24 protein-coding genes and 1 pseudogene are annotated in these 21,228 nt (G+C 65.8%); 12 read left to right on the top strand and 13 right to left on the bottom strand.

Annotated elements, in window-relative coordinates:
• The first annotated feature begins 4 nt into the window (after positions 1–4).
• From BST13_RS39490 to BST13_RS21465, 5 genes and pseudogenes are all read left to right on the top strand, one after another.
• Positions 5–310 carry an MFS transporter gene (locus tag BST13_RS39490; RefSeq protein WP_281254762.1) on the top strand — a complete coding sequence of 102 codons (306 nt, stop codon included), beginning with the start codon at positions 5–7 and terminating at the stop codon, positions 308–310.
• A complete protein-coding gene (locus BST13_RS21450; RefSeq protein WP_095533649.1) occupies positions 307–654 on the top strand; it encodes a carboxymuconolactone decarboxylase family protein in 348 nt (115 codons plus the stop codon). Before BST13_RS39490 ends, BST13_RS21450 begins: the two co-directional genes overlap by 4 nt.
• A 204-nt stretch (positions 655–858) precedes the next feature.
• Entirely contained in the window at positions 859–1,620 is a 762-nt protein-coding gene (locus BST13_RS21455; RefSeq protein WP_083166030.1) for an acetylxylan esterase family protein, read from the top strand.
• A gap of 179 nt (positions 1,621–1,799) precedes the next feature.
• Positions 1,800–3,197: pseudogene (locus tag BST13_RS21460) on the top strand (serine hydrolase domain-containing protein); the annotation flags it as partial.
• Between the two features lie 154 nt (positions 3,198–3,351).
• Positions 3,352–4,092 (top strand): cutinase family protein, encoded by a 741-nt coding sequence (locus tag BST13_RS21465; RefSeq protein ID WP_083166032.1) that lies wholly within the window; start codon positions 3,352–3,354, stop codon positions 4,090–4,092.
• A 26-nt stretch (positions 4,093–4,118) separates the two neighbouring features.
• Here BST13_RS21465 and BST13_RS21470 read toward each other — a convergent pair whose 3' ends face one another.
• Together BST13_RS21470 and BST13_RS21475 are read right to left on the bottom strand one after the other, a co-directional pair.
• The gene (locus BST13_RS21470) at positions 4,119–4,436 is read right to left on the bottom strand and encodes a hypothetical protein (RefSeq protein WP_083166033.1); all 318 of its coding nucleotides are present in this window, start codon (positions 4,434–4,436) and stop codon (positions 4,119–4,121) included.
• A 7-nt stretch (positions 4,437–4,443) separates the two neighbouring features.
• Positions 4,444–4,761 carry a hypothetical protein gene (locus BST13_RS21475; RefSeq protein ID WP_142282820.1) on the bottom strand — a complete coding sequence of 106 codons (318 nt, stop codon included), beginning with the start codon at positions 4,759–4,761 and terminating at the stop codon, positions 4,444–4,446.
• Positions 4,762–5,199: 438 nt separating this feature from the next.
• Here BST13_RS21475 and BST13_RS21480 point away from each other — a divergent pair, with 438 nt between their 5' ends.
• Positions 5,200–6,114 carry an MBL fold metallo-hydrolase gene (locus BST13_RS21480; protein ID WP_083166035.1) on the top strand — a complete coding sequence of 305 codons (915 nt, stop codon included), beginning with the start codon at positions 5,200–5,202 and terminating at the stop codon, positions 6,112–6,114.
• Positions 6,115–6,175: 61 nt separating this feature from the next.
• Here the strand turns inward: BST13_RS21480 and BST13_RS21485 are convergent, their stop codons facing one another.
• Both BST13_RS21485 and BST13_RS39075 read right to left on the bottom strand, forming a co-directional pair.
• Positions 6,176–6,955 (bottom strand): hypothetical protein, encoded by a 780-nt coding sequence (locus tag BST13_RS21485; RefSeq protein WP_083166036.1) that lies wholly within the window; start codon positions 6,953–6,955, stop codon positions 6,176–6,178.
• A gap of 73 nt (positions 6,956–7,028) precedes the next feature.
• Positions 7,029–7,181, bottom strand: a complete 153-nt coding sequence (locus tag BST13_RS39075) for a hypothetical protein (protein ID WP_158087177.1) — start codon at positions 7,179–7,181, stop codon at positions 7,029–7,031.
• Positions 7,182–7,391: 210 nt separating this feature from the next.
• Here BST13_RS39075 and BST13_RS21490 point away from each other — a divergent pair, with 210 nt between their 5' ends.
• Complete coding sequence (locus BST13_RS21490; RefSeq protein WP_083166037.1) at positions 7,392–7,871, top strand: SRPBCC family protein; 480 nt, start codon at positions 7,392–7,394, stop codon at positions 7,869–7,871.
• A 26-nt stretch (positions 7,872–7,897) separates the two neighbouring features.
• On the opposite strand, the gene BST13_RS21495 is transcribed toward BST13_RS21490, so the two are convergent.
• Entirely contained in the window at positions 7,898–8,926 is a 1,029-nt protein-coding gene (locus tag BST13_RS21495) for an alpha/beta fold hydrolase (RefSeq protein WP_083166075.1), read from the bottom strand.
• Positions 8,927–9,255: 329 nt separating this feature from the next.
• Between BST13_RS21495 and BST13_RS21500 the strand changes: the two genes are divergently transcribed.
• From BST13_RS21500 to BST13_RS21515, 4 genes are all read left to right on the top strand, one after another.
• Positions 9,256–9,855, top strand: coding sequence for a hypothetical protein (locus BST13_RS21500; protein WP_083166038.1), 600 nt, complete (start codon positions 9,256–9,258; stop codon positions 9,853–9,855).
• A gap of 5 nt (positions 9,856–9,860) precedes the next feature.
• Positions 9,861–11,252: an MFS transporter gene (locus BST13_RS21505; RefSeq protein ID WP_083166076.1), complete on the top strand. Its 1,392-nt coding sequence runs from the start codon at positions 9,861–9,863 to the stop codon at positions 11,250–11,252.
• Positions 11,253–11,323: 71 nt separating this feature from the next.
• Positions 11,324–13,012 carry an ATP-binding protein gene (locus BST13_RS21510; protein ID WP_083166039.1) on the top strand — a complete coding sequence of 563 codons (1,689 nt, stop codon included), beginning with the start codon at positions 11,324–11,326 and terminating at the stop codon, positions 13,010–13,012.
• Positions 12,994–13,677, top strand: a complete 684-nt coding sequence (locus tag BST13_RS21515) for a response regulator (protein WP_083166040.1) — start codon at positions 12,994–12,996, stop codon at positions 13,675–13,677. The genes BST13_RS21510 and BST13_RS21515 overlap by 19 nt, the downstream gene beginning before the upstream one ends.
• Here BST13_RS21515 and BST13_RS21520 read toward each other — a convergent pair whose 3' ends face one another.
• Together BST13_RS21520 and BST13_RS21525 are read right to left on the bottom strand one after the other, a co-directional pair.
• Positions 13,678–14,307, bottom strand: coding sequence for a maleylpyruvate isomerase family mycothiol-dependent enzyme (locus tag BST13_RS21520; protein WP_158087178.1), 630 nt, complete (start codon positions 14,305–14,307; stop codon positions 13,678–13,680).
• Positions 14,308–14,374: 67 nt separating this feature from the next.
• Positions 14,375–14,728, bottom strand: coding sequence for a VOC family protein (locus tag BST13_RS21525; protein WP_083166042.1), 354 nt, complete (start codon positions 14,726–14,728; stop codon positions 14,375–14,377).
• A gap of 188 nt (positions 14,729–14,916) precedes the next feature.
• On the opposite strand from BST13_RS21525, the gene adhP reads away from it, so the two are divergent.
• Positions 14,917–15,975, top strand: a complete 1,059-nt coding sequence (gene adhP / locus BST13_RS21530) for an alcohol dehydrogenase AdhP (protein WP_245839760.1) — start codon at positions 14,917–14,919, stop codon at positions 15,973–15,975.
• Here the strand turns inward: adhP and BST13_RS21535 are convergent.
• The 6 genes from BST13_RS21535 to BST13_RS21560 are packed head-to-tail and all read right to left on the bottom strand — an operon-like array spanning position 15,951 to position 21,227.
• Complete coding sequence (locus BST13_RS21535; protein WP_083166044.1) at positions 15,951–16,829, bottom strand: sulfurtransferase; 879 nt, start codon at positions 16,827–16,829, stop codon at positions 15,951–15,953. The genes adhP and BST13_RS21535 overlap by 25 nt on opposite strands.
• A complete protein-coding gene (locus tag BST13_RS21540; protein ID WP_083166045.1) occupies positions 16,826–17,752 on the bottom strand; it encodes an ABC transporter substrate-binding protein in 927 nt (308 codons plus the stop codon). Before BST13_RS21540 ends, BST13_RS21535 begins: the two co-directional genes overlap by 4 nt.
• Positions 17,749–18,312 (bottom strand): nucleoside/nucleotide kinase family protein, encoded by a 564-nt coding sequence (locus BST13_RS21545; RefSeq protein WP_083166046.1) that lies wholly within the window; start codon positions 18,310–18,312, stop codon positions 17,749–17,751. Before BST13_RS21545 ends, BST13_RS21540 begins: the two co-directional genes overlap by 4 nt.
• A complete protein-coding gene (locus BST13_RS21550; RefSeq protein ID WP_083166077.1) occupies positions 18,299–19,072 on the bottom strand; it encodes an energy-coupling factor transporter transmembrane component T family protein in 774 nt (257 codons plus the stop codon). Before BST13_RS21550 ends, BST13_RS21545 begins: the two co-directional genes overlap by 14 nt.
• Complete coding sequence (locus BST13_RS21555) at positions 19,069–20,586, bottom strand: ABC transporter ATP-binding protein (protein ID WP_083166047.1); 1,518 nt, start codon at positions 20,584–20,586, stop codon at positions 19,069–19,071. Before BST13_RS21555 ends, BST13_RS21550 begins: the two co-directional genes overlap by 4 nt.
• On the bottom strand, positions 20,583–21,227 hold the full coding sequence (locus BST13_RS21560) for an ECF transporter S component (RefSeq protein ID WP_083166048.1): 645 nt from the start codon (positions 21,225–21,227) through the stop codon (positions 20,583–20,585). Before BST13_RS21560 ends, BST13_RS21555 begins: the two co-directional genes overlap by 4 nt.
• Position 21,228: the final 1 nt, after the last annotated feature.

Here is a 21,228-nt window from a genome sequence, read left to right on the forward strand (position 1 = left end):
GTGGCTGCTGTCGGTGCTGATGGTGCTGGTCGGGCTCGGCGGGCCGACCGTCTCCCCACCGGCTACGGCGGTGCTGCTCGACACCGTCCCGCGCCACCAGACCGGTGTCGCATCCGGCGTGTTCAACACCAGCAGACAGGTCGGTGGAGCACTTGGGGTCGCGTTATTCGGCGGTCTGCTCACCAACCCGGAGACTTTCGTTCACGGCGTTCACGTCAGCCTGCTGATCGCCGCGGGCGTCGCCGCCCTGACCGCCGCTCTCGCCCTGTCCCTGCCCCGCACCACCCAACACCACGAGGAGCACATGTGACCGACGACCAGAACACCGGGTGGACGGGCGGCCGACGCGCGTTCGGCGACTTCGCGCCCGGCATGGTGCACTACACCGACCGCGTGCTGTTCGACGAAGTGTGGGAACGGCCCGACCTGTCCAAACGCGACCGCAGCCTGGTCACCGTCGCGGCTCTCACCGCCATGGGCAAGGCTGAACAGCTGACCTTCCACCTCGACTACGCACGCGGCAACGGCGTCACCGAACGCGAGCTGAAAGAAGCCATCCTGCACCTGGCCTTCTACGCCGGCTGGCCCAACGGTATGTCCGCGATGGGCGTCGCCAAGCAGATATTCGGCGATGCCCAAGATGGGACCGCCTGATAACGAGCCGCGAAATCGACAGGAAAATGGTTGGACGGCAACAGGTTCGTATTGCTACCGTGCGGTAGACCGTGGCAGTACGCGAGGAGGTGAGACCCATGAACGCAGTAACCCTGTGGGTGCTCCCACTCGTGTTCACGGTTGGTGATTGAGGTAGGGGTCGCCGGGAGCGCCCGAACACGGCAATCCCGAAAGGCAACCGCTATGCACTTCACTTCTGAGACATCGTCCAACGGTGTCATCGAACGCACCTTCACCCTGGATGACGTCACCGGTGTCCTCTGGTCACCAGAATCCGGCCCCGCCGGCGCTCCCCTGGTCTTGGCAGGTCACCCGGGCGGCCTGGACAAGAAGGCGCCGGGACATGTGGCCCGGGCCCATTCCTCGGTAACCATTGACGGCTTTCATGTCGTCTCCATCGACGCACCCGGCCACGGTGGCCGGCCGCGAAGCGCACAAGACGAGCGCTGGGTCGCCGAATTCCGCCGGGCGCGCGCCGAAGGCAGTCCCTCGTTCGGCCATATCCTTGCCGACTACTGCGCCTCGGTGGCCGAGCGTGCAGTCCCCGAATGGCAGGCAACCATCGACGCCGTGCTGGCTCTGCCGGACATCGGCGCACACGTTCCGATCGGCTACTCGGGTATGTCCTTGGCCGGCGCGATCGGGATACCGCTCGCAGCGGTCGAGCCTCGGATCACCGCCGCGCGCTTCGGCTGGCTGTCCGAGCATGACTCCCTGCTTGCGGCGGCGAAACAGATAACGATCCCGATCGAATACCTACTCCCGTTGGACGACAAGGAAATTCCGCGCGGATTCGGTCTCGAGTTGTTCGATGCCTTCGCCTCGGCCGACAAGGTGCTACACGCCTTCCCGGGCGGGCACGCCCAGGTACCGACAGATGGCCGTCTCGACACTCGGTTCTTCGCCCGGCATCTCGGGCGGGCCGTCGGCAGACCGGCGGCATGACGTGAAACAGGTATCGGCAACCGGCGCGCGCCGGTTGCCGATCTCTGCTGCCCGATATGCGTAACACCCTGCATATCGGGCGATCGAATATGTATCCTCAGACCGCGGCACCGACTTGGAGCAGCGCACGAGAAGCGTTGGGCAACATGATGAGCGTATGTACCGAGACGGCTCTGCCTGCGGCGTTTGACGAGCTCGACACCAAGATCAACGCGGGCATGGCGGCTTACGCGATACCAGGTGTCGCGGTTGCCGTCTGGGCCGGCGGCCAAGAACACGTCAAGGGCTTCGGTGTCACCAACGTCGACCATCCGCTCCCCGTCGACGGCGACACCGTCTTCCGGATCGGCTCGACCACAAAGACTTTCACAGGCACCACGATGATGCGGTTGGCCGAGCAGGGTGACGTGGATCTGGATGCCCCGGTGCGCCGTCACCTCCCCGACTTCGCTGTGGCCGATCCGGCTGCCAGCGCAGCGGTGACCGTGCGCCAACTGCTCAATCACACATCGGGCTTTCTGGGTGACGACATTCAGGGATTCGGGCGCGGCGACGATGCAGTGGCCCGCTACGTCGCTGCGATGGCACGACTACCGCAGCTGACCCAGCCGGGAACCGTGTTCGCCTACAACAACGCAGGTTTGGTGGCGGCCGGACGGATCATCGAGGTCGTCACCGACTCCAGTTATGAATCGGCGGTGCAGAATCTGCTGCTCGAGCCCCTGGAGATGGGCCACTCTCACTACTTCTCCGACCAGATCATCGGCTTGAATGTGGCCGCGTCACACAACGTTGTCGATGGCAAACCGGTCGTCGACACGAGTTTTTGGACATTCCCACGCAGCTGCCACCCGACCGGCGGCCTGATGTCCACTGCACGAGACCAATTGCGGTACGCGAGGTTTCATCTCGGCGACGGCACGGCACCCAACGGCACCCGACTGCTGAGTCCGCAAGCGCTCGCGGCAATGCGGTCCAACCCGGGTGCCGGCGGCACACTGCAGGTCGAGCTCACCGGCATGGGCATCACCTGGATGCTGCGGCCGTCGGCGGAGAACATGACGGTCGTTCAGCACGGCGGCACCTGGAACGGCCAGCATTCAGGGTTCTTCATGGTGCCCGACCGCGACTTCGCCATGACCGTGCTCACCAACTCCGAGGGCGGGGCGCAGCTGATCAATGATCTTTTCGGCGACGACTGGGCGCTGCGCCGGTTCGCGGGGATCAGCAACCTGCCGGCGACGGCACAGAATCTCAGCGCCACTGACCTGGACCCGTTCCGGGGGCGCTACGTTGCCCGGCACGTCGCCGAATCCGGTGATCCGGGGCAGACGGTCATCGACTTCGAGGTCGGAAGCGGTCAACTCGACGGCACGATGACCGCCGATGACATCACCGGAAGCAATCCGAATTCGCAGACCAGCCACCGACTGGGCTTCGCGTTCTATCGGCCCGACCATGGACTCGACCTGGGAGCTGACAACAAACCCATCGGTACCCGCTCGGATTTTGTGCGCGGCGCCGACGGGACCATCGCCTGGTTCCGCAGTCACGGGCGCCTGTATCGACGCCAATAGCGCAGCCCGGTCATGGGCGCCCGCCCACGCGTCGGAGCCCTCGGCAGATCAGTCGTCGTCACTTGGAGCCCCGGATAGGCGCTGTGCGCCGACGACGCCGTTACGTAACATCGATTCCGGCAATCGGCATTCCTACGCAACGCAAAGGTTCTCCATGTACACCATCGATTGCACTGAAGCCCCCGTGGCGCCGCCCCGAAAGGGGCCGCGCAGGTTTGCGGGCATCCTCACGATCGCCTTCACCGTCCTGGCACTGGCAAGTGCTCCGCCACCTGTAGCCAACGCCGACCCGTGCCCGGACGCGGAAGTGGTGTTCGCCCGTGGCACAGGCGAGCCTGCGGGCGTCGGCGGTATCGGGCAGGCATTCGTCGACGCTCTTCGCGCCAAGGCCGGCGCCAAATCGGTCAGTGTCTACCCGATCAACTACCAGGCCAGTGCCGATTTCAACGACGGCTTCCAGTTCGCGCTCACCGTCATCGACGGGATCCGGGACGCTACCAACCACATTCAGACCGTCGCCGCCACCTGCCCGGCGACCAAGATGGTGCTCGGCGGATTTTCCCAGGGCGCTGCCGTGGCAGCATTCACCACGTCGGCCGAGATCCCTGCAGGCGTGCCCGCAGCCTTCGTTCCGCCGCCGATGCCGCCCGAGATCGCCAATCACGTCGCTGCGGTGACGTTGTTCGGCAAACCCTCGAACCAGTTCCTCAGCGATGCCGGCGCGCCGCTGATCACCATTGGTCCGCTGTACGTGCCCAAGACCATCGATCTGTGCGCCAGCGGTGACAGCGTCTGCGATGGAGCGCCACCCGGGCCACCTACCGGCGCGCACAACTCCTACATCGCCAACGGCATGGTCGACCAGGCCGCCCAGTTCGCCGCCGGACGCATCTAGCGACGAACTGGCAGTCGCGGCGTGTGCTAACTTTTCGCGCCTCGCAGTCCCGTTCGCGAGGGTAGGGCCTCTATTTTCAGCGTCCGCTTCACCGGGTCAACCGAATAGTGCGCGCGCTCGGAGAATTCGTTCGCCGCTACGTGCAGAACCTGCAGTCTCTTGGTGTCGAGGCCCAGGTTCAGGGCAACCCTGAGCGTCTGCGCTTCGAGCTCAGCCTGCGAGGTGTCGGGCGCCCCTTCCATCGTCACGACGCGATGGACGTGGTGTATTTGGCCCTGCGGATCGAAAAGCAGGCAGCAGCTGACCGATTTCACGTTCTGCGAACCAGTGGACGAGAATTTCATGGCACACCTACCCCCAGTAGTCCATACGCGCGACAAGAAAGGCCTCTTGATCTTCGCCGGTTGCCGTGGCGAAGGTGATGGAGCTGATGTGATCGAAGATGACCGGAGGCCAATTGGGCCAGGCGCCGAAGTCGATGTCCTTGTCGGATCCGTCCTTGAGTCGTCGCCGATAGTGCATGATGCCGGTGTAGTTGGCTCCACCACCGACTTGGCCTTGCAGGGCCGTTTGGGCACCCAATGTCGCCGGAGGCAAGTTCACCTGGACGGTGTTGTAGCCCGGTGGCCACCCGTCCATCCAGTGCCAATCGATTCTTGTCACGGTCATGCCAATCACCCTCTCTGGCTTGTCATCTCGGGTCTTTGCCGGCGGACCGTACCGCCTGCGCAACACCTAGGATCGGGCTTGCCGACCGTCGCCCAATAGCGTAGGGCGCTACTCGTTTCTCGAGTTTGACGTTTCGACACGTCGTGACCACGACGCATCGTGCCTGCCAGAGGACATCGTGTGAGACCCGCTCGTGGCGGTGCGGACGCATCTGACCCTGGCGTCAAAAATCAAGTGTCAGTGTGTTTGTCGCGAGCAAAGCCGTCGTTTCGGGCGCCATTTCGACGCGGAGCTTGTCGACGGCTCGCTCAGTCCTCCCGGCATGCCCGGGGATGTCTGACCCGACCAGTTCCCTGGATAACTCATAGCGCCGGAGGGCGTTCTACGCGACGACAGGTCATTTCCCGGTCCTCGGTAGAGCGTCAAAAGGAGAATCGCATGAGCTTGGACAACATTTCGCACCTGGGCGCGCAGGGAGCCGACGAGCACGTCCCGTCGCGCTACGCGGTGCAGGTCGGCGACATCGAAGTGCTGGTGATCAGCGACGGGGTGCTGCCGATAACCGCCTCGACGTTGGCCACCAACGTCGAGGCGACGGAGCTGGCGCACTGGCTGGACGACAATTTCCTGCCACCTGAGGTGGTCGACTGGCCGCTCAACGTGGTGGTGGTGCGCAGCGGCGACCGAACCATCCTCGTCGATGCAGGGCTGGGCTTGGAGTTTCCGGACTTCCCCCGGGCCGGACAGACGGTGCAGCGGCTGGAGGCGGCCGGGGTCGATCTCGCAGCGGTGACCGACGTGGTACTCACCCACATGCACATGGACCACGTCGGCGGGCTGCTCACCCAGGGGCTGAAAGACCGGCTGCGTCCCGACCTGAGAGTCCACGCCTCCACAGCAGAGGCCGAGTTCTGGGACGCGCCCGACTTTTCGCGCACCACCATGCCGCAGCCGATACCGGACGTGCTGCGCCGGGTCGCTTCGCAGTTCCTCGACGAGTACCGCGGTCAATTGCGGACATTCGAGACGGAATATGAGGTGGCGCCGGGCGTGCTGGTTACCCGGACCGGTGGTCACACCCCGGGGCACAGCGTGGTCCGCCTGGCTTCAGGCAGCGACAAGCTGACGTTCGCCGGGGACGCCGTGTTTGCACCTGGATTCGATAATCCTGAGTGGCACAACGGATTCGAGCATGATCCCGATGAGGCTGCCCGGGTCCGGATCCGTCTGCTCAGTGAGCTGGCGGCGACCGGCGAATTACTGGTGGCCACTCACCTACCGTTCCCATCCGTCTGTCGGGTCGCCGCATCGGGTGACGTCTTTCGGTGCGTGCCAACGGTGTGGGATTACTGACGGCGCGACGTGTTCACCGCCTTGGCCAGATCAAGGCGGTGCACACTCGACCATTCGGCCGTCAGCGGTCTGTCTGGGATTGCGAAGCGATGATCCAGTTGCCGAATTCGACCGCGAGGTGCCAGCGGTGGGCGGCGACCAATGGCGCGGGCGTGAGGCCCGGAAACTCCACGGTGAGAAGGGCTTCCAGCGCACCATCGCGGTCGCGTAGCTGGTGACGGACACCGCCGATGACGAAACCGTCGTCGAGGAGCGCCTGGCCCGCGATCTGGATGGGGTAGTCAGGATCGGCCGGCGTCGAGAGCGTGTCGGTCGTGGTGTAGTCCACCAGGAATCGCGTCGGTGCCGGTGAGCCACCGGTTGTTTCGACGACCTCCTGTCGTCCGTCCGGCAGCCCGCGCAGCAGATAGTGGTCGGGCATCGCGTCGATCATGTTCACCTCGTCGTTGACGACGACGAGGTTGTTGAACCAGTCGGCGAACGCGGAGGCCGAACACCCCGGCGCAATCACCCGGATGACACTGCGGGCAACACGTCCCCGGCTGGCTGCGACGGCGACCCGGGAGACCTTCTCCGAGGTCGCCAGGTCTCGGCGCAACATGGCATAGATCCCGGCATGCCCGAGTCCGGTCTTGAGGGTGACCAGCGCTGCCCGCTGTGTATCGAGGTCGGCGGCGAGCACGGTATCGATGTTGAGGTCCGGCGCGATTTCAGCGATCGCTCGGGTGCCCAACCGAGAGACGAACTTCCTGAGGACCGCTTTGGCTCGGCCGGCTTCCCAACGCTGGACGTCAGATCGGGCCACGGCCCTGTCATCGATGAAGCTGGTGATGGCTGGCATTCAGCCAACATAGGCCTTGGCCGGCGATAGCGTGGCCGCGGTATGCCTGCCGTCGGCCCAAACTCTCTTGCGGTCACTGGGTGGACACCGCGCACGTTGTCGTCGGTGCGCTCACCGGCGCACCGCCGGCATGTGCAGCCGCCGACAAACCCATCGCACCGCCGATGACGACAGCGACGGCGGCGGGCACAACAGCGTGGCGACCCAGGCTCTTGACGAAGTTCATGGCAATCCTCCTGTGTGAGTGAGCGTTGTGGCAGGACATTACGAAGCCGACCGATGTACGCGCGCCGTTGTGCGCACAAGCTGAACAAACGCGCAATGAGCAGGCTTTTCCGCGTTCTGCTCACTGCTCCGGTCCAACACCAAGCAGATGGGACTCGACCGGCCGACGGCGGTTCGATGAGTTACCGAGCCGCCGCCGGTCTGTACCGGCATGACTGACGAAACCATGAGCGCCGCGTGCACCATCAACGCGCCGGCGACCACCGTCTTCGCCGTGCTGGCGGACCCGACCATGCATCAAGCGATCGACGGCACCGGCTGGGTGCGCGAGTCGCTGGACGGCAAACAGCTGACCGCAGTGGGTCAGGTCTTCCGAATGGCGATGTACCACTCCAATTACGGAGGTATGCACTACGAAATGGCCAACCGCGTCGAGGTCTTCGAGCCGCCGCATGCGATTGCGTGGCTGCCGGGCCAAGGCACCGACGACGACCACCTCGAGTTCGGCGGCTGGACCTGGCGATACGACCTCAAGCAGGTGCAGGTCGACCAGACGGAGGTCACACTCACCTATGACTGGTCGGCGGTACCGCAGGCCATTCGGGAACACATCGGGTTCCCGCCGTTCGACCGGCAGCACCTCGACAACTCGCTCAAACACCTCGCCGAGCTGGCGCAGCATCGGGCCTAGTCCGGCGCGCCGTCATTCAGCATCGCTCATGACACCACGACGGCGAGTTGCGCTGCAGAAACGCGCTTCCCGGACGCGCGCACACGGGCGGGACGACGGAAACCGGAATGCATACCCATCGCCCTCCCGATGGCATCGGTGACACATTCGGCGGCATCGTGCAGCAGCATGTGGCCGGCGCTCGGATGGTGCAGGTGGACCGCGCCGGGAATGGCCGCGGCCAGGTCACGCGAATGCGAAGGCGGCGTCAGGACGTCGTTGCCGCCGCTGACCACGAACGTCTTGGCAGCAATGGACTCCAGAGCGTGATACATGTCGTAGCGTTTGAGGCTCGGCAGAAAGCCGGCGGCCGTCGTCAGTGACGCTGTCCGCAGGGCTGCGGCCCCCACGGCGGCGGCGACCGCTGCGGCCGTGGTGCCGTCACCCGAGAACGTGCTCAGCACCTCACCCAACGGGCGGATGAGCGCCTGGACGGCTTTGTCGGTCGCCCGTTGTGGCATGCGGTGAACCAGCCCGAACAGCGCGCCCGGAGCAGGAGTTGCCAGCAGGCGACCGATCCCCCGCTCGGCGATGCTGCCTGCCGTAGTTCCCACCAGGACCAGACCGGCAGGCTCGACAGGACGTTGCGACGCCGCGCGACCGAAGTATGCGAGCGCTGTCATCCCGCCCATCGAATGGCCGGCCAGAGTCAACGGGCCGGTGATGTGCAACGCCGTCAAGACCTCTGCGAGATCGGCTGCGAGTTGGGAGATTTCGTAGGTGCGCATAGGCGCGCCGGCCGACCTACCGTGACCGCGGTGGTCGTAGGAGATGACCCGAACCCTGCCGCCGTAACGGCGGCGCAGTTCACCCACCTGCAGTCCCCAGCTCTCTCGCGAGAGCAGAAGACCATGCAGCAAAACGATTGTCGGCGCATCGGCGTGTTCAGAAGGGTACTCCGATATCGCGAGACGGACGCCGTCCTTCGTCGTCACCGTCCGCGCGACGCAGCCGTCATCGCGTGCTGCCTCAGACCCAAACACGTTGGGCACCAATGGTTCGGGGGCAACCGACATGATGGACTCCTCGGTACGGGTGGACACCGGTACGGTCCCGGTATTTCGCTGCGCCAGAACCTACGGCGGTGATGCACCCGGCGGCTCACTTGTGCGCGCTACCCGCACAACTCGCCGATTTGGAGTTTGTGTGCATTGACCGCGTCGCTCGGCGTCCTGAATACATTGCGGGAATTGGAGATTCGAGCCGACGACAACTACGTGAGCACAATGCGCAGAAGTGACAAAACGCGTACTTGTACGGCTTGTGCGCACAAGCGGGCCAGCGCGCAGGCAGTTCCCTAGCGTCGTGAGCACCGATGACCAAGGCCCCACACAAGGAGCGACAAATGACGACGCGGCCTCCGAACCACACCGACGACCCATGGTCCGCCGCGACCATGGCCGCCAGCGTTCCCCAGACGGTGACGATGCGCACCGCGGCGGCAGACTCAGCCACCACCCATTACGCGTGGTCGGCCGAGCCGCCCGCGCCCGCCGTGCCACAGCTGGCCCCTGAACCGCACCATCGGTTCATACGCCGACGTGCCCTGTCCCTGATCGCGGGTGGCCTGGCGGTCGCAGCGTCAGTCGGTTTCTTCGGCGCCCTGCACGCACGCCCGAGCACGGCAGTCGACACGGCCACCCTCACCGCTGCGGCCCCCGCGGTGGCGCCGGCCGCGGCGCCCACCTCGCAAGCGGTGTCACCGCCGGCGGTACCGGCGCCCACGCCCGTCGTTCACACGATGCGCACCACCACGAATCACCCGGCGCCCACCGGCCACAAGACATCAAATGCCGTCAAGCGGCAGTCTCCGCCGCCGCAACCCCAGTCGAACCACGACAGCGTGTCGACGCCCAGAAGCTGGAACCACAGCTTCTTCTCCTGGTTCACTCATCGTCACGACCACGACGGCCGCTGGCTGCACAACTTCGGACACGCGAAATGACCACGATGACACCTACAGCACACCCCGACCGGGACAGCCAGCAGCGCCAGATCGGGCGCCTCCTCGACAACCTTCCCGTCGGCCCCGTCCACCGCAGAGCGGTCATCGCCATCGGGCTCGGCCTCTTCTTCGAGGTTTACGAGATCTTCCTGTCCAGCACGATCGCCGCGACCCTGAAGACGCACTACGGACTCGGCGGCACGGCGCTGCAGCTGCTACTCGCGTCGTCGTTCCTCGGAATGTTCGTCGGGGCAATCGCCTTCGGCCGGATCGCTGATCGCATCGGTCGACGGCGAGCTTTCCTGCTCACCCTGGTGTGGTTCTCGGCGTGGAGCGTCATTGCCGCGTTCGCTCCGAACGCCTGGCTGTTGGTTGCGGCACGCTTCATGGCCGGCATCGGTGTGGGAGCCGAATACCCCATCGCCGACTCGTATCTCGCCGACGTACTGCCGAAGGCTCATCGGGGGCGGATGGCCGCGTGGGCTTACACCTGCTCGTTCCTCGCGGTACCAGTGCTGGGCTTCCTGTCACTGTGGCTCTCGGGCCGCAGCATCTTCGGCGTCGACGGTTGGCGAGTCCTGTTGGTGTTCGGCGCGATCGGCGCGCTGTTCATCATCGTGCTGCGCCGCAGCCTGCCGGAGTCACCGAGATGGCTGGCCAGTGCCGGCCGCATGGATGAAGCACGCGCCGCGCTGCGGGCCTTCGCGGCCGGTACCGATCCGGCTCCCACCGGCTCGGCCGGTCGCGATGACACCGGCGACGTCGCGGTGCCGCCAGCGCCGACGGCGTCGGCGCTCGAGAGACTGCGACGGTCGCCCTACCGCCAGCGACTGATCATGCTCGGGGTCTTTCACCTGTTCCAACCGTTCGGCTACTACGGGTTCGGCACGCTGGCGGTGCTGGTACTTGTCAGCCGTGGGTACGACATCACCTCATCGCTGCTGTTCACGGCCGTGTCCTTCATCGGCTACCCACTCGGTTCGCTCATCTCCATTCCGCTGCTCAAGCGGTTCGAGCGCAAGTACTTGATCATGGTGATGGTCGTCGTGATGGCAGTCTGCGGTGTGCTGTTCGCAACCGCGACCGTTCACGTACTCATCGTCGTGTACGGGTTGCTGATCACCGCCTCGAGCAACGTGTTCTCGAACATCTACCACGTGTATCAGGCGGAGATCTTCCCCAGCGATGTGCGCGCGACGGCAGTCGGATGGACGTACTCGGTGTCGCGGCTGTCGAGCGCAGCGCTGCCGTTCATCCTCATCCCGGTGCTCGACCACTACGGGGCGACGGCGATGTTCGCTGTGGTGCTGCTGGCGCTCGCCGCCACGATCGCGGTGATCGCGCCGATCGGACCGCGCACCACGGGCAAGAGTCTCGACGACATCAATCCGACGTGACCGGTCTTCAGACACGTGACCGGATCGCGGGTTTTGCTCATTGTGCTCAAGACGGCGCGTACGCTCAGCCCATGGTCAGAAGGCTGCACATGGATGTGCGGCTTGCCACCCAGGTGCTGCTGCTGCAAGTCGCCGTTGTGACGCTCACGCTGGGCATCGCCGGCGGTCTGCTTGCCTTCATGAGTCACGAGCGTCTCGCCGCCCAGTACGAAGACCGGTCGTTGGACATGGCCCGCGCCATCGCGTTTGCCCCCGCGGTCCGTGCCGATGTCGCGCGCTACGACGCTGCCCCGCTGACCCCGAGCCCTGCGCTCACCGACGAATTGGCGAAAGGTCCACTGCAGCAGCTGGCCACCGAGATCCAACAACGCACCGGCGTGTTGTTCGTGGTGATCACCAACGATCAAGGCGTCCGGCTCTCGCATCCCAACCGCGACGAACTCGGCAAGCATGTCAGTACCGACCCCGCCGAGGCGTTGGCCGGCCACGAGGTCGTGACGCGCGAATCGGGCACCCTGGGTCCCTCGGTTCGGGCGAAAGTACCTGTGCTTGCCCCTGATTCGTCCCGGGTCATCGGTGAGGTCAGTATCGGCATCTCGACGTCCGCCGTGCACCATCAGTTGTGGACCGATGTGCGGACCGCGGCGGCACTGGTCGGCTTGGCGTTGTTCATCGGTGTCGTGGGCTCATACCTTCTCGCCCGGCGCTGGCGGGGCCTCACGATGGGTCTGCAGCCCTCGGAGATGGCGGAGTTGATCCGCACGCAGGCCGCGGTGCTGCACGGTATCGACGAGGGTGTGCTGGCCGTCGACACCACCTGGAAGACGACGTTCATCAACGACGAAGCCGCCCGCTTGCTGGAGGTCGGTCGCGAGGCGGGCAGGCCTGTGGAGCAGGTCGGCCTCACCCCACGGGTAATGGAGGTGTTTCGCGCCGCCGACGCGACACCGAGTATCGCCACCGTCGGTGACCGGATCGTGGTCGTGTCCTCGCGGCCCGTCACGCGGGACGGCCGTGAGCTGGGCACCGTCCTGGTCGTGCGGGATCGCACCGACGTGGAATCATTGACCCGCGAACTCGACGCCGTACAGCTGATGAGCACGGTGTTGCGGGCCCAGCGTCACGAGTTCGCCAACAGGCTGCATCTGCTCAACGGTCTGCTGCACAGCGGCCACGTCGACGAGGCAGCTCAGTACGTCGAGGAGCTGCTGGGCTCGGGCCCGCTGGGCTCGGCGCTCCCCGGCATCGACGCCGTCCGCGACGCGTTCCTGCAGGCGTTCCTGGCCGCGAAGGCGGCAGTCGCCCGGGAAGCCGGCGTCACCTTGACGATCGGTGAGAACACCTGGGCGCCAGGACGACTCGCCCTGCCGGTGGATGTGACGTCGGTGCTCGGCAATCTGTTGGACAACGCCATCTACGCCGCCCGCACCGGCGCGAAAGCCGACAAAGTGGTGGAAGTCGAGCTGCTGCAGGATGGTTCGACGTTGCACATCACCGTGGCCGACACCGGTGACGGGGTTGCCCCCGATTTCGTCGAGCATGTGTTCACCGAGGGCAAGTCGACCAAGCCGGACTCCGGCATACCGGGTGGGCGCGGGATCGGCATGGCGCTGTCCCGTCAGATCAGTCGTGCGCTGGGCGGCGACATCCGGCTGTCGAGCCCGGGTGACGCGGACGCCGAGTTGTGCGGCGCAGAGTTCATCGCCCGGCTACCGGGTGTCATGGTGGAGGAGGAAGCCCAATGGGTGGCACAGAACTGACGGTGCTGGTGGTCGACGACGACTTCCGGGTGGCGAACATGCACGCCGGCATCGTCAACGCCCTACCGGGGTTCTCGGTATCAACGGCGGTGACGACGCTCGCCGCCGCGCACAAGGCCGCTCCGGTCGACCTCGCCCTGGTGGACGTCTATCTGCCGGACGGCTCAGGAATCGACTTCGTGCGCGGGTTGCAGTGCGACAGTATGGTTTTGAGCGCGGCCACCGATGCCCGGACGATCCGCGCCGCGATGGCGGCCGGGGCGTTGAGCTATCTCGTCAAGCCGTTCGCACCGGCGGACCTCGCCGCCCGACTGTCGGGGTATGCGCGCTATCGCCGGATCCTCTCGGGCACCAACCTCGGCGGCAGCGAGGTCGACTCGGCACTGGATGCCCTGCGGCCCCGCATCGCCCCGGTGCAATCCCCCACTGCCGTCGCCTCGCCGACCAAGCAGCTTGTGCTCCAAGCACTTCGCACCTCGGGTCGGGCGATGTCGTCAGCCGAGGTCTCCACGGAGATCGGCGTATCGCGCGCAACGGCACAGCGGTACCTGTCGACGTTGGCCAACGCGGGCGAAGTCAAGATTCAGCTCCGGTACGGCACGACCGGGCGGCCAGAACAAGAGTTTGTGGCCATCGACAAGCCACCCAGTCGCCCTGTGCGGTAACTAGATCCGCCGGCTGAGTTCATCGACTCCCGGTCCGGACAGCTCCGCCAGCGCAACCCGACGGCCGCATGAGGCAAGCAGTAACGACAACGCCGGCCCTTCAACCGCCAACCCGGCTCCGACTGTGACACCGACATCGGTCCCGCTCAACCGCACACCGGCCAGTCGCCTGCTGCCGCCCGACAATCGGTCGCCGGCCACGTAGGCCACGGCCGCTGCCATGTGATCGGTGGAGTACCTGTGGTGCAACCCGAGTGGCCGACGGATGTCCTCGCCGTGCACGACGATCTCGACGATGCGTGAAATCGTGGGAAGTGGCGGAGAAGCAGTCGAATTCACCGAGGCCCGCAATGCCGCCAACAGTTCCGAGGGATCGCGGTCACGCCCGGCCATCACCTGCCGTTGCACGATCCGCTCCGCACTGAGACCCGCGCGGATGAACTCGCCGACGAAGCGCCGCTTCGTCAGAACCGCCGTTGCCGCCAGGTGAGCCACGACATCGCGAACCGTCCAGCCGGCGCACAACGACGCGACGTCCCATTGCAGCGGTGTGAGCCTGCTCAAGTCCTCGACGAGTGCGGCCCGCTCGTTATGCACATCGGCCCACACCCCGCGCGTATCGCCGGCCATGGTGACCAGCCAACCACATCGCCACCACGCCGGCCTGCCCTCGGCCCACGTCTGTGTCGTCGCGGAGCTAATACCGCACCCGGAACCCGCCGACGAGCCGGATAATGTTGTTGTCCGGATCGGTGATCGTCGACAACCGAACACCCTTGGCAGCATCGGTGATTTCGCCCGGCTGTAAACCGCGTTGTCTCAATTCATCGAGATGGCGCTCAAGGTCATCGACCGCGAAGTTGACGAGCGTCGAGCCCGCACGCTCGGTATCAATGAAGACCTGGACCCAGCCGCCTGGAACGACCTGCCACTCAACGAGATTCGGCATCGGATTGTTGTCCGCCGGCCGACCGAAAAATGATCGGTACCAGTGTTCGCTGCGCTCCAGATCGGAAACCGGGACAACGGCCAGCACATGCTCTATCGACATTTGCACTCCCTCCTCTCAACACGCGTACACCTATGCCGACCACGACCGCGCCGAGAACTCATCGCGCACCATCAGGTAAACCGGTATGCGTCGCCCTGGCCATCAGGTTCTGCCATACGGGACCAAAGGCCCTATTGTGGGTGCGCATCGGGGACTGCAATGGTCCAATGACGACTACCGCCCTCAGCATGCCCACTGCATCTGACACCACCGACGGCGTGCGTGCCGCGGTGGTAACCGCCTTCGGTCAACCACTTCGTATCGAGCGACTCGACCTACCCGAACCCGGCTACGGTGAGGCGCTGGTGAAACTCGAAACATCCGGCGTCTGCCACACAGATCTCCATGCCGCACATGGTGATTGGCCGGTCAAGCCACAACCACCGTTCGTGCCGGGTCACGAGGGATACGGCACCGTCGTAGCGCTCGGCGACGGTGTCGACGACCTCAGGATCGGTGACAAGGTCGGCAACGCCTGGCTATGGTCAGCCTGCGGCCGCTGCGAGTACTGCCGCACAGGGTGGGAAACCCTGTGCGAGAGCCAGCAAAACGGTGGCTACAGTGTCAACGGAAGCTTCGGCACGTACATGCTGGTCAATGCCGCCTACGCGGCGCGGATCCCCGATGGCCTCGATCCGCTGGAGGTGGCACCGATCCTGTGTGCCGGTGTCACCGTCTACAAGGGACTCAAAGTAACCGACACCAGACCTGGCCAGTGGGTGGCGATTTCGGGCATCGGCGGGCTCGGACACATCGCGGTGCAATACGCCCGCGCTATGGGATTGCGCGTTGTCGCCGTGGATATCGACGATGCCAAACTCGCCTTGGCCACGAAACTCGGCGCGGAACTTGCCTTCAACGCGACCACCTCTGACGTCGTCGCCGAGGTGCAGGCGGCCACCGGTGGCGTGCACGGTGTGCTTGTGACGGCGGTGCATCCACAGGCGTTCGGCCAAGCAATCGGCTTGACGCGACGCGGTGGGACGATCGTCTTCGTCGGGCTGCCTCCCGGCGAGTTCCCCGCTCCGATCTTCGACATCGTCCTGAAGGGCCTGACCATCCGCGGGTCGATTGTCGGAACTCGTCAAGACATGGCCGAAGCATTGGACTTCTATGCGCGAGGTCTCATCCACCCGACGGTGCACAGCGCCAGCCTCGATGACATCAACGACGTGTTCAGCCGGATGGAGCGCGGCCAGATCGACGGCCGCATCGTCATCGATTACCGTCGACCACCCTCCGAGTAGCCGACCAGTAGTGGCAGCGTCGGATCGGCACTCCATTCCTCCAGGGATCCGTCGTAGACACGCACGTTCTCGACGCCGGCAGCTGCAAGGGCCAGTGCGTTCACCGTCGCCGAAATACCACCGCCGCAATACAGGATCACCTCGCGGCCCAGGTCTGTTCCGGCGTCCCGGTAGCGCTGCGTGATCTCGGCCGGCGGGCGTATCAGGCCGTCATCGGTGAAGAGTTCGCGCGCCGGCACGTTGACGCTGCCTGGGATGTGACCGCGGCGCGTGTACCGCGTCGGCTCCTTGCCCCAGAATGCCTGCGGAGACAGCGCACAGACCAAATTCCCTGCGCCGCAGTCGATGCCGCGCAAGTCATCGAGTTCGATCCACGCGTCGCGCACCGGGTGGGCCCGCCACGGCGCGACGGGCCGGACATGCGTGGCACCAGACTCCAATGGCAGTCCAGCAGCGCGCCAAGCGCTCAGACCACCGTCGAGCACTCGCACCGGGACCCCAATCCAGCGCAGCAGGTACCAGACCCTGGCCGCCCAAAAGCCACCGGTGCTGTCGTACACGACAGTCGGCGTGTCAGGGCCAATGCCGAACCGGGCGAGGCGTTCGGCGAGGGCCTGCGGCGGCGGATGATGGTTATGGGTCGCGGCAGGGAATGCGAGGTCGGAGTCGACCTGCACGTGGATCGCCCCGGGCACGTGCGCGGCGTACCAGGCACCGTGACCACTGTCTGTCCGGAAGTCGCCGTCGAACCTGGGTCGGTGCAGGACCAGGCTTGCGTCAAGAATCACCGGCGCGGTAAGACCAGTCAACTCGCCGAACAGATCCTCAGCACGCACGAACGGATCGGGGCTCACAGCACCTGTCCCGCAGTGGTGAACGAGCAGTCGGTGAACGCCGCACCCCAGTGCTCGGGTGTGGCGAGGATCCCGTGCCGGGCGAGCCAGTGAGCATACGGTTCTACCAGCTCGGAACGGACGGTGCCCCAGGCGTTCTCGTAGAACCAGGTGCCGGAGATGGCTTCGAGTGAGCGGGCGATCACATCGTCCGGGAAGTAGGGTGTGATGCTGCTGAGCAGTCTGACCGCCTCATCTGGATGCTGCGCGGCATGGCGGAAGCCGCGTTCACTGATCGCCCGAAAGTCGGCCAGCAGCACGGGGTCTCGCTCGGTCAGATCGGCATGTGCCCCCAGTAGATAGCTGTGGTAACCGAACGGCAGCTCATCGTCGACCCGCCAGACCCGCTCCGGCCGGTCCGGATGCTCGCTGAGCAGAATGTCCCACGCCCAGTAGGAACCGAAGGTGGCGTCGGCCGCGCCGGCGGCCAGCTCGGCGCTGGTGAGTTCGCGTACGCCGACGTCGACCATGGTCACGGCATCGGGGTCGCCGCCCGCACGGGTGACCAACTCGCGGACCACCGCCACCCCGCGTGGCGTCGGATTGAGTGCCACCCGCCTGCCGGCCAGCTCGGCCAGGCTGCCGATCCCGCTGCTGGCAAGCGTGCGAATCGTCTCCAGGCCGCGCTGGTTGACGGCGGCGATCGCCCGCAGTGGCTCGCCGCGTTCGGTGCGCATCAGCAGGCGGTTCGTCGGGAAAACCGCGAGATCCACCAGGCGACGCCCGAGGTGTTCGAGGCTGTCGCCGATTCCCGGGTCCACAGTGCGGATCTGCAGGTCGATTCCCGCATCGGCGTACCAGCCGTGGTGCCTGGCCAAATAGAATCCAGCCGAGTTCGGCCATGGATGAAAGTACTCCAGTGCCAATGAGAGTGCTGTGGTCATGACGTCCTTTGTGAAGCGGTGAATTCAAATCCGGTCGGGGTGGCCACCGCGATCATGTCGGCGGACTCCCTGGGCCGATACCGGGCTATGAAGTCCTCTTCCTGCACCGCCCATCGGTCCCAGTGCGGCCGGTAGAGGTCGCCGTCGCGGTGCAGTGCCCGGAGCTTGCGGACGACATCGTCGGCATCGACCCAGATACCCAGATCGGCCAGCGCCCGCCCGGACGGCGTGAGCGCGCCGATGCCTTCGATGATCAGGCGCTGTTCGCACGTGACGGTGTGCCAGTCCGCAGGCGCGTCGCCGGCCCAGTCCCAACCGCGCCAGCGTCCGGTCTGCCCTTCGGCACGCGGCGCGAGCAGCGATCGGTGGACGTGCTCGGCGGCCCAGCACAGTCCGTCCCATCCCGGGTATATGTCGTCGAGGCGCACCACGAGGCTGTCGGCCCAGGCGTCCTGCAATTGCGTCGCGAGCGTCGACTTACCCGATCCCGAACGGCCGTCGATCAACACCGTCCGTGCTCGTGCCGATTCGAGTCGACCCGCGATGTCATCGAGCGCCAATGAAGTTCCAAGATCCGGTGGCGACAGAGACTGTGATCGCGGCGGCCGCGATCACCAAACCTGCTGCGATGAGGGAGAACTCACGCGCAGCGAAAGGTGAAGGCCGAGCCCAGCTCCGAGCGGGATAGGCGCCGAACCCGCGCGCCTCCATCGCCGTGGCGAGTTTGGACCCGCGTCGTACCGCGAAAACCAGTAATGCGAAGCACTGCCCGGCGACGCGGCGTACCCGGGCATGATCGGCGACACCCCGGGCGCGGCGGGCGTATCCGAGATACTGCCAGTCTTGCCCCAGCAAGCCGACCAGGCGCAGGCCGGCCAGCGCACCGAGCACGAACCGGGCCGGCAGTTTCAGCACTTGTCCCAATCCATCGGCCAGTTCGGTCGGATCGACGTCGGCGAACAGGATGACCGACGGTAGTGCGATGGCAAGTACCCGCAGAAAAGTGGCCAGCGCCAAGGCGATCGACCCGTCACTCACCGTGACGAGCAGAAGGTGCCAGTGCACGGCCCCACTGGGCTGGCCGTAGAGCACGATGGTGATGGCGGTCAGTGCCGCCGCGACGGCGATCACCGCACCCCGCTTGAGCACCGGCTCCAACCGGGCACCGACGGCGAAGAACAAGCCGAGCTCCAGCACCAGCGCAGTCAGTGCCGACACCCAGTCGACGGACAGCACCAGCCCAGCCGCGATGAGAACGGCAGTGAGTAACCGGGCGACGGGATTGGCCGAGCGTGCGGCGGCGATGTCCGCTGTGGTCATGACGTCGGCTCCGTCGCGGTGTGCCACGCATCCAGCTCGATGCAGGTATCAGCCAGCAGGCCCGCGAAATCGAGGTCGTGGGTGACCGCCACGATTGCCGTGCCCGCGTCGGCGACCTCCGCCAGCAGCCGGATCAGTTCCTCCCAGGTCCTGCGGTCCTGCCCGAAAGTCGGCTCGTCCAGGACGATCACAGTGGGTCCCGTCGCCAGCACGGTCGCCACCGACAGCCGACGCTTCTCACCGCCGGAGAGGGTGTAAGGATTCGCGTCGGCCAGGTGACTCAAGCGCAGCCGGTGGAGCAGTTCGTCAGTGCGGGACGCGATTTCGGCGATGCCACGCTTGAGCGCCCTGGGGCCCAGCGAAAGCTCGTCGCGGACCGTACCGGTGAGGAACTGGTGCTCGGGGTCCTGGAAGACGCTGCCGATCCTGGTGAGCAACTCCTTCGATCGCCAGCGGATGGGTTCTGGCCGCGACCGTGGTGGCGCGAGCGCGGCGTCGGCTACGAGTCGCCCCGCCGGCGGCGCGAGCAGCCCGCCGAGCGTGAGCGCCAGCGTTGACTTGCCCGCTCCGTTGGGACCGGTGACGACAGTGGTTCGCCCGCGCCGGACCTCGAATGCCAAGCCGCTGTGCAGTCGGGCTCCACCGCGATATCCCAACGCCAACTCAGACGCGCGCAGGAGCACACCGTCGTCAGCACAGCGCCGCCTACCGATCTCGGGCAGCGGAATGTCGGGCACCCAGACACCGGACCGAACCAGGTAGTCATGTTCGCGCCGGATCGTGTCATCGGGTGTGCCGTCAGCGATCACCGCGCCGTCGGCGCCCAGCACGATCACTCGGTCGACAACCGGCAACCACACCTCGGTGCGGTGCTCGATGACGATGAGCGTCGCACCCGTCCGACGCGTGGACTCGGCGATAGAGTCGCGGACCTCGATCACGCCGGCGGGGTCCAGATTGGCCGTCGGCTCGTCCAGCAGAATCAGGCCTGGATGCATGGCGACCACACCGGCCAATGCCAGACGCTGCTTCTGTCCGCCCGACAGCTCCGAGGTGTCCTGGGAAAGCGGCACATTGAGCCCGACCGAGTCGAGCGCCCGACAGACACGGGGCCAGATCTGAGCCCGCGCGACGCCGAGATTCTCCATCCCGAACGCCACGTCGTCGCCGACCCGGGAAAGGATCACCTGGGAATCGGGATCCTGCAGCACCATGCCGATACGGGAGCGCCGTTGGGCCGGAGGCGCACCGTCGACATGCAGATACCCGGCCTGCCGGCCCTCCTCGGCGCCGCCGAGCAGCCCGGCGATGCCGTGCAGCAGTGTGGATTTGCCCGCGCCGGACGGGCCGAGCAGCAACACCCGCTCCCCGGGTTCTATGGACAATTCGAGATCACGCACGGCCCAGCTCCCGCGCGTGGCGTGCTGCCAGCCCCAGCCGCACGCCGTTACGGCAGCGCCGTTGGCACGCGACGAGCCCGACTTCGTCCCCGCATGTTCGGGCAGAACCATCATCGTGCCGGGCTCGGATCCACCCGTCCTGCCGCGAAGCGGCTGAGGGCCCCCGTCCTGGCGAGGCTTCTCACCACGAACCAGGACAACAGTCCGGCAAGTGCAGCGCCAGAGACAATCGCGGAGACCACATAGACCGCAGCGAAACCGAATGCCGAACCGGGATACCACAAGATCAGGTCGTTGATGGCCAACACGACTCCGGCAACTGCCCCAGAGAGCACCGCGGTGGGCAACCCCCACCGCCGGTAGAGGAACACCGCGAAGACGAGTTCGGCACCCAGGCCCTGGACCAGGCCCGATTCGAGGGTGAGCACACCCCACTGGTTACCGACCAGAGCCGATACCGAGGCGGCGACGAGTTCGCCGTAGACGGCCGCTCCCGGTTTGCGGATCACCAAGGCTGTCAGCACACCGGCAAACAGCCACCCGCCACCGAGCAGTGCCTGCAGCCCCGGCACCAGCGCGCCCAACGGTGCGCTGACCGGATTGGACGCGATGTTCCACAGCACGAAAATCAGTCCCGCCGCAGCCGCGAGCACGCTCGCGACGACGATGTCGACGACACGCCATCGCAGTACAGGGCGGGCGACGGTCGGCGGTTCGTGTCCGGCCTCCGCGGTATCGGTGGGCTGGTTGCTCATA

It is taken from the genome of Mycobacterium aquaticum, from assembly GCF_002086485.1.
In the GTDB taxonomy this organism is placed as follows: domain Bacteria; phylum Actinomycetota; class Actinomycetes; order Mycobacteriales; family Mycobacteriaceae; genus Mycobacterium; species Mycobacterium aquaticum.

Excerpts from the sequence above, each read along its gene's own strand:
- BST13_RS21455 (WP_083166030.1), top strand. The coding sequence starts at position 859 with ATGCACTTCACTTCTGAGACATCGTCCAACGGTGTCATCGAACGCACC.
- BST13_RS21465 (WP_083166032.1), top strand. The coding sequence starts at position 3,352 with ATGTACACCATCGATTGCACTGAAGCCCCCGTGGCGCCGCCCCGAAAG.
- BST13_RS21470 (WP_083166033.1), bottom strand. The coding sequence starts at position 4,436 with ATGAAATTCTCGTCCACTGGTTCGCAGAACGTGAAATCGGTCAGCTGC.
- BST13_RS21475 (WP_142282820.1), bottom strand. The coding sequence starts at position 4,761 with ATGACCGTGACAAGAATCGATTGGCACTGGATGGACGGGTGGCCACCG.
- BST13_RS21480 (WP_083166035.1), top strand. The coding sequence starts at position 5,200 with ATGAGCTTGGACAACATTTCGCACCTGGGCGCGCAGGGAGCCGACGAG.
- BST13_RS21485 (WP_083166036.1), bottom strand. The coding sequence starts at position 6,955 with ATGCCAGCCATCACCAGCTTCATCGATGACAGGGCCGTGGCCCGATCT.
- BST13_RS39075 (WP_158087177.1), bottom strand. The coding sequence starts at position 7,181 with ATGAACTTCGTCAAGAGCCTGGGTCGCCACGCTGTTGTGCCCGCCGCC.
- BST13_RS21490 (WP_083166037.1), top strand. The coding sequence starts at position 7,392 with ATGACTGACGAAACCATGAGCGCCGCGTGCACCATCAACGCGCCGGCG.
- BST13_RS21495 (WP_083166075.1), bottom strand. The coding sequence starts at position 8,926 with ATGTCGGTTGCCCCCGAACCATTGGTGCCCAACGTGTTTGGGTCTGAG.
- BST13_RS21500 (WP_083166038.1), top strand. The coding sequence starts at position 9,256 with ATGACGACGCGGCCTCCGAACCACACCGACGACCCATGGTCCGCCGCG.
- BST13_RS21505 (WP_083166076.1), top strand. The coding sequence starts at position 9,861 with ATGACACCTACAGCACACCCCGACCGGGACAGCCAGCAGCGCCAGATC.
- BST13_RS21510 (WP_083166039.1), top strand. The coding sequence starts at position 11,324 with ATGGTCAGAAGGCTGCACATGGATGTGCGGCTTGCCACCCAGGTGCTG.
- BST13_RS21515 (WP_083166040.1), top strand. The coding sequence starts at position 12,994 with ATGGGTGGCACAGAACTGACGGTGCTGGTGGTCGACGACGACTTCCGG.
- BST13_RS21520 (WP_158087178.1), bottom strand. The coding sequence starts at position 14,307 with ATGGCCGGCGATACGCGCGGGGTGTGGGCCGATGTGCATAACGAGCGG.
- BST13_RS21525 (WP_083166042.1), bottom strand. The coding sequence starts at position 14,728 with ATGTCGATAGAGCATGTGCTGGCCGTTGTCCCGGTTTCCGATCTGGAG.
- adhP (WP_245839760.1), top strand. The coding sequence starts at position 14,917 with ATGCCCACTGCATCTGACACCACCGACGGCGTGCGTGCCGCGGTGGTA.
- BST13_RS21540 (WP_083166045.1), bottom strand. The coding sequence starts at position 17,752 with ATGACCACAGCACTCTCATTGGCACTGGAGTACTTTCATCCATGGCCG.
- BST13_RS21550 (WP_083166077.1), bottom strand. The coding sequence starts at position 19,072 with ATGACCACAGCGGACATCGCCGCCGCACGCTCGGCCAATCCCGTCGCC.
- BST13_RS21555 (WP_083166047.1), bottom strand. The coding sequence starts at position 20,586 with ATGATGGTTCTGCCCGAACATGCGGGGACGAAGTCGGGCTCGTCGCGT.
- BST13_RS21560 (WP_083166048.1), bottom strand. The coding sequence starts at position 21,227 with ATGAGCAACCAGCCCACCGATACCGCGGAGGCCGGACACGAACCGCCG.